The organism is Candidatus Cloacimonadota bacterium (genome assembly GCA_011372345.1).
Lineage (GTDB): Bacteria > Cloacimonadota > Cloacimonadia > Cloacimonadales > TCS61 > DRTC01.
This window is the reverse complement of sequence record DRTC01000606.1, coordinates 1-7,013: the sequence shown is the minus strand read 5'-3', so window position 1 is coordinate 7,013 and position 7,013 is coordinate 1. Positions and strand designations below refer to the sequence as shown.

The window sequence follows — 7,013 nt, the reverse complement described above, 5'->3', positions numbered from 1 at the left end:
GATAATAATTGTTATGAAAAAAAGAATCTTTTTTAAAGACATGCCTTCTCCTTTTATCTCTCTTATCTTTAATAAAACTTTACGAAAATGCTTTAAGAGAAATTCTTTGAAGATAATTTTCGTAAAGTTCTTTATCAATAATATTTATGGAGTTATCTTTAATTCCTCAACTTCCCCACAATTTCTATTTGCGGATAAATCTCTCATGATTCTTCCAAAACCGAATTAACATTTTCAGGAGTTTAAGGAAGGACTCTATTTAGACTTTCAGCAATAAACGGAATATCATCCTCAAAAATACTCAAAACATCGAAAAGCAAATTTCCTTCTCTTAAAATTCCCAGAATTGGAATTTCATTTTTGAGAAGTTTATTGAAAACTCTTTCTGCAAATTTAATATCTGTTTTATTCGGGATTATCTGCACAGCAAAACTATCTATGATCAATTCCGGTAATGTTCCTCCCCCACAATGAGCTTTACTTTTGATGATTTTTGTTTTGATATTGAAACTTTCAACTTCTGCTGAAAGTTTTTCTGCGAGTCTTTCTAATTCCTTTGTATCTCGATTTAACATCTGGAAAATTGGAATGTTCTGTTTTATAGTTTCATCTTTCAAATACCAGGAAATTACGGAATACAAAGCTGCAATTGTCATCTTACCAACTCGTAACGCTCGCATCATGGAAGCTTTGGCAATTTTTGAAATATATTTTTTCCTGCCGACAATTAATCCAGATTGAGGTCCTCCGAGAAGTTTATCTCCACTGAAAGTAACTATATCTGCTCCTGCTTCCAAACTGCTTCTGACATCCGGTTCTTTTTCCAAAGGCAATCCGTCAGGTTTTCGCAAAAGTCCGGAACCAAGATCATAAACAAAAAGCAAGGAGTGTTTTTTTGCTAAATGGGAAAGTTCTGTGATCTTGACTTCTTCAGTAAATCCTCCGATGAAATAGTTGGATTTATGAGCTTTGAAGATCATTTTTGTATTTGGAGTAATCGCTTTTTCATAATCGGAAATACGAGTCCGGTTAGTTGCTCCGACTTCGACCATTTTTGCTCCGCTGGCTGCCATAATTTCCGGAATGCGGAACGAACCTCCGATCTCGATCAATTCTCCTCTCGAAATTATTACTTCTTTTCCTTCCGCAAAAGTTTTCAAACAGAGCATCACTCCAGCAGCATTGTTATTCACGACAACTGCATCTTCCGCTTTGGTGATGAATTTTATTAAATTTGAAATATGAGAATTGCGTTGTCCTCGTTTACCGGTTTTCAGATTGAATTCAAGATTGGAATATCTGCAAATTATAGGTTCTAATTCTCTCATAATTTCTTTTCCGAGAGGTGCTCTTCCCAGATTTGTATGCAAAACGATTCCGGTTGCATTGATCATCGGTTTTAATGACTTTTCAGCAATTTTTGAAATTTGGATTTTGATGTTTTCCAGAATTATTTCTATTTTATCAGCTTTTTTGCCGCTCTGAACTTGTTCTCTTAATTTTTTTAAAACCTGTCGGATGGAAAAAGTAATTAGTTCTTTTCCGTATTTTGTTTCTAATTTTCTTATTTCAGATAAATTAAGAAGTTTATCAACTCCTGGGATTTTTTTTAGTTCTTCCTGCATTTAATTATCCTTTACATTAAAAAAATTGAATATTTTTCATTTAGCAAATCAAAAATAACCGTTAATCTTCATTTCAAAATAAAAATTCTCCTTTTTCTTTTCTGAAAAATGAAAAATTTCAATAATCATTTTCGGTCAATAAAAAATACATTTTTTATATACTTTAAAAAAAACTTGTCTGAAAAATGCTCTTAAAATTATTGAAGGTTAGAAAAAAAAGAATAGGATTTTATAATGAAACAAGTTGCGATTTTATTTGTATTACTTATCTCGATTTTATTATTCTCCGAAAATGAGTTATCACTTCGACAAAGGATCGAAAAGTATTCAGGGAAAAACAGCGAAGGTTTATTGGATATTTTGGATACTCAAGAAGGTGATACCTTAAAATGTGCAAAGTTCTTATTAGAAAATTGCTCATCAAATGATCTGACTGTGTTGACCAAAGATTTTCTCCTGAACAACATAAAATATGCTCTGAAAACAAAGGAATTTTTATACACAAAAAATTATTCCGAAGATATTTTCCAACACTTTGTATTACCATATAGAGTTTCCCAGGAACCTTTAGAAGAATACAGGGAACGATTTTATGACGAATTAAAACCTCTCGTAGAGAATGTCAAAAATATCGAGGAAGCCGCGATCCTGGTAAATCTCTGGGCTTTTGAACAGATGACTTTCAAACAAACGAACGGACGGGATCAAGCACCACTAACAACTATCAAGAGAGGATACGGACGTTGTGAAGAAATGATGATCATTTACATTGCTGCAGCACGCAGTGTTGGTATTCCAGCGCGTCCGGCGAGTGTTTCTTATTGGAATTTTACGGATAATAATCACGCCTGGGTGGAAATCTGGACTCCTGATGGTTGGAAATATACAGGTGGAGCTGAACCGTCTAATTCTTTGAACAATGCCTGGTTTTCAAATACAACTCAAAGAGCAACCTTGATCACTTCCAGAGCATTTGGAAAATTCGAATCTAAAAACACGATCAAACAAAAGGATAATGTAACCACTATCAGTTCCATTGAATTTTATACTGATTATGAAAATATCCAAATTAATGTCAAAGATGAAAATGAGCATCCTGTTCCGGATGCAAAGGTCGTTCTTTATGCAGCTTCTTATGGTGGATTATTTCCTATGTCTGAATTAGAAACTGACGATAATGGTTCAATTTCTATTCCTCTTGGAAAAGGGACTGTTTATGCTACTGCTTTTAAAGATGACAAATTTGCTCATTCGCTTCTGAATACTATGAAAAGCAGTTCTTTGGAATTGAAATTAACGGAGGATAAAAATCTGGATGAAAATTTTGTTTTCCTTTTTCCAATTCCTTTCTCAACTACGAAAAAGGAAGAGATAGAAATTCTTGGTGATAAGTTTAAATTAATGCGGGAAAATGCTGATCTGAAAAGAAAAGACAGACTCAATAATCTGAAAAAAAGCAATGAATTTGTGGAATATTATGATCTGGTAAAAATTTCAGAAAATATAGACAGCACTTATTTTAATAAAAGAAGAGAATTTCTGGATAAAGTTGATGAACTTGCAGAAAATTCTTCCCAATATTTAAAGGTTTTACAGAAAGTTAAAAGTGATTCTCTCAAAACAAAAATATTAGTGAATATGCTTGTAGAATGGGATATCAAAGAACTTATTGAAATCCCCGATTCCACTGAAATCGAAAATGTCGTGAATATTTATCATGAAGGTAAATTAAGATTTCAGGATTCTGTTCCTGATTCGATTTTTATCGATAATGTGATCCACAGGATCTGGCGTTCAGCAATTCCACCTGAAAATGGCTGGTGGCTGGTTTTGTATGAAAAGATCGAACATCTGGTTGCCGATGATATAGATAAAACCGTGCAAAATGTGATCAACTGGATAGATTCTCAAATCGAAATCGATTCCAACTTTGTCTGGACTTATTTTTCCGGTTCATTGAATCCGAACGATATTCTCAACCTTAAATATATTCCTGAATTTTATCGCACAAAATTGCTCGCTTGCTGCCTGAAGGAACTCGGAGTTCCGTTGCAATGGAAAGGCAGGTTGGAATATTATAACGGAAATGGTTTTGTGGTTGTCGAAGAAAAAGAGGAAGAAGCCGAAAAAGATTATGAAGCGGAAATTATGATCTCGATATTTGTTGATGGAGAGCAGGTTAAAGCAGAGGAGTTCAAGAATTTCCTGATCGCAAAGCTCGATGATAAAGATGGTTCAATTTCATATACTTTCTTTGAAGGCGAGAATGATTCGCTGGATTATAAAGCCAAATATCGTCGTCAGGATTCTGATAATATTTATATTGAATCTTTTATTCGCAATTCAAACGGGGATGCCAATATTGTGATCAAATCTTTTGGGAAGGATGAAAACCATCTGAAAATTGAACTGATAACTCCCAAAGAATATCTTGATCTTACGGAAAAATGGAATGAGAAAACAATTAAAAACATAAAAAAGATTTCTTTAAAAGCAGATTCCAAAAACAAAAAAATCCTCTTTATCAGAGGTGAGATCAAGAATGAACCGGAAGAAAGGATGCTTTTAAAAATTTCGGAAAAAATTGATAAATTTAAAGACCATAACTCGGTTATCATTGTTTATTCCGAAAATCGAGAAAATTCAGATCTATCCGTAAATCAGGATTTTATCCTTAAAAAGGGGAAGAAGATCATCAAAGAAAATTTCTCGGAAAATGAATATCCGGTCATTTTTGTACTCGATGAGAAAAATGAGATCATCTTTTCCTCGAAAGGCTATAATATGGGAATTGTGGATTTGTTGTTGAAGAAGGTGAAATAATGAGATTCTTTGTTACTTTTTTTGCTGTCATTTTATCTCTGAATATATTTTCCTCTCAAACAAAAATCGACAGTTTACAAATTGAACTAAAAAAAGCTGAAGGAAAAGAAAAAGTAGATATTTTAAATTCTCTGACAGGGGAGTTAATTTATGATCAACCTTCAACTGCACTTGATTATGGAAATCAAGCTTTGAAATTAGCAGAAACCTTAAATTATGAAAAAGGGAAAGTTACAGCTTACATGAGGATTGGAGGAGGGTATTTTATTTCTGATAATTATCTTGAAGCTATAGAATCTTATTCAAAAGCCTTGAAAATCTATGAATCAAGAGCAGATGAATTTCAGATTTCCAAATGTTTAAATAATATAGGAGATTCATATTATTACTTGAACGATCTCGAGCAAGCATTAGATTTTTTTCAACGATCATTAAGGATAAAAGAAAAGTTAGGAGCAAAGTCTGGAACAGCAAGAACATTACATAATATTGGAAAAATCTATAAGGATCAGGGAGATTATGAAAAAGCACTGGATTTTTTATATCATGCCCTGCAAATCAGAGAAGAGATCAAAGATAAGAAGAGAATTGCTTTTACTTTAAATGAAATTGGGAATGTCTTCTCAAGTATGAGTAATTATGAAAAGACGCTGGAATTTTATTTGAAGTCCTTGAAAATTAAGGAAGAAATCGGTGATAAAAGAGGAACCGCTATTACCTTGAATAATATCGGAAATGTTCATTCTGATATTGGAAACGAAGACAAAGCCCTGGAATATTATCAGAAATCATTAAAGATCCAAAAAGAGATAAATAATAGATCCGGTATTGCTTATTCGCTTTTAACGATAGGTCAAATTTATTCTCATAATAAAGACTATGCAACAGCCCTTGAATATTATAAAAGAGCTTTATTGATCCGTAAGGAAATAGGTGATAAGAAAGGAATTGCAGATCTTTTGGGAGCAATTGGTAATATTTATTTTTATAAGAATGATATGGAAACTGCTTTAGCTCATTACTTGAAAGCAAAAAAATTGCAAACAGAAATCAACAGCAAAAATGGTCTGGCATCAACTTATAAAGATTTAGGGGATGTTTTTTTCAAATTGGAGAATATCGAAAAAGCTCTGAATTATTATCTGGAAAGTATAAAATTTGCTCGTGAAATTAATTCCTCTGAACTACTTCTTTCAGGTTATAAAAGTATTTCAAATGCATTTTACAAAAAAATGAATTATAAAAAAGCTTTCGATTATTTTAAACTTTATGCAGCTTTGAATGATTCGCTTTTTAGTGATGATCTGACAAAAAGAATCTCTGAAATGCAGATCAAGTATGAAACCGAAAAAAAAGAAAAAGAGATAGAACTTCTCACTAAAGAACAGGAAAAACAAATCCAATTCAGAAATTTCCTTGTTTTCATTTCGGGTTTGATCTTTATTGTAGCAATGTTATTATTCTATCTTTATCGTTTGAAAAAACAGGAGAACATCCAGCAGAAAAATGTTGAAGAGCAGATCACGGAGATAAATCGTTCTCTGGAAATTCGAGTTCAACAGGAATTAAAAAAAAGGGAACAGCAGCAAGCTCTTCTTATCCAGAAATCCAAATTAGAATCTCTGGGTAGGCTTTCCGCAGGAATTGCTCATGAAATAAATCAACCCGTAACCCGTCTTTCACTCGGTTTGGATAATATTCTTGTCCGTAAATCAATGCATAAACTCGATGATCAATATCTCGACAATAAATGTAATGAACTCTTTAAAGATATCGAAAGAATACGCAGTATTATCGAACACATTAGAACTTTTTCCCGCGATCAAAGTTCATCATCTCTCGAAAGGATAGATCCTAATGAAGTGATAAATAATTCCATTCAGTTGATTAGGACTCAATATAGAAATCATGATGTCCACCTGCATCTCGATTTGTCGGAAAAAATTGGTTATATCCTTGGGAATAGATTTAAACTGGAACAAGTTGTTTTGAATATGCTTTCAAATTCCAAAGATGCAGTCGATGAAAAATTCGATAAAATTCCGGAATCCAGGAATATGAAGAAAATTAAGATCCGAACTTATGCAGAAAATAATAAGATCAATATCGAAATCGAAGATAATGGACTTGGAATTCCTGATTATGAAAAAGAAAAAATATTCGATCCTTTTTATACTACCAAATCCACAGATAAAGGAACCGGTCTCGGTCTTTCCATTTCTTATGGAATAATCAGGGAAATGGAAGGAGAAATTAGCGTCGAGAGCGAATTCGGGAAGTTTACAAAAATGAAAATAAAACTTCCGAGAATATGAAAGATGTAGGTGGGAAGTAGGAGATAAGAAGTAGGAAATAGGAAATAGGAAGTAGGAAATAGGAAGTAGGAAATAGGAAATAGGGATTAGGAAAAATAAAAAGAATTGGAAGATATTATGATTGAAAGATTTGAGGACTTTATTGTTTGGAAGAAAGCGATGCGATTGGCTGTAGAGATTTATATGAATCTCAAAGATTGTAAAGATTTTGGTTTTAGAGATCAGATTCAAAGAGCAGGAGTTTCTGTTC

The 7,013-nt window shown here is 32.8% G+C and carries 4 protein-coding genes; 3 read left to right on the top strand and 1 reads right to left on the bottom strand.

Annotated elements, in window-relative coordinates; all coding sequences use genetic code 11:
* Positions 1 to 242 precede the first annotated feature (242 nt).
* Positions 243 to 1,625, bottom strand: a complete 1,383-nt coding sequence (gene selA, locus ENL20_11635; GenBank protein HHE39205.1) for an L-seryl-tRNA(Sec) selenium transferase — start codon at positions 1,623 to 1,625, stop codon at positions 243 to 245.
* Positions 1,626 to 1,859: 234 nt separating this feature from the next.
* Between selA and ENL20_11630 the strand changes: the two genes are divergently transcribed.
* From ENL20_11630 to ENL20_11620, 3 genes are all read left to right on the top strand, one after another.
* Positions 1,860 to 4,448, top strand: a complete 2,589-nt coding sequence (locus ENL20_11630) for a hypothetical protein (GenBank protein HHE39204.1) — start codon at positions 1,860 to 1,862, stop codon at positions 4,446 to 4,448.
* Positions 4,448 to 6,763 (top strand): tetratricopeptide repeat protein, encoded by a 2,316-nt coding sequence (locus tag ENL20_11625; protein HHE39203.1) that lies wholly within the window; start codon positions 4,448 to 4,450, stop codon positions 6,761 to 6,763. Before ENL20_11630 ends, ENL20_11625 begins: the two co-directional genes overlap by 1 nt.
* Positions 6,764 to 6,880: 117 nt before the next feature.
* Positions 6,881 to 7,013 (top strand): four helix bundle protein (locus ENL20_11620; GenBank protein ID HHE39202.1); only part of this gene is annotated, 133 nt, incomplete at its 3' end.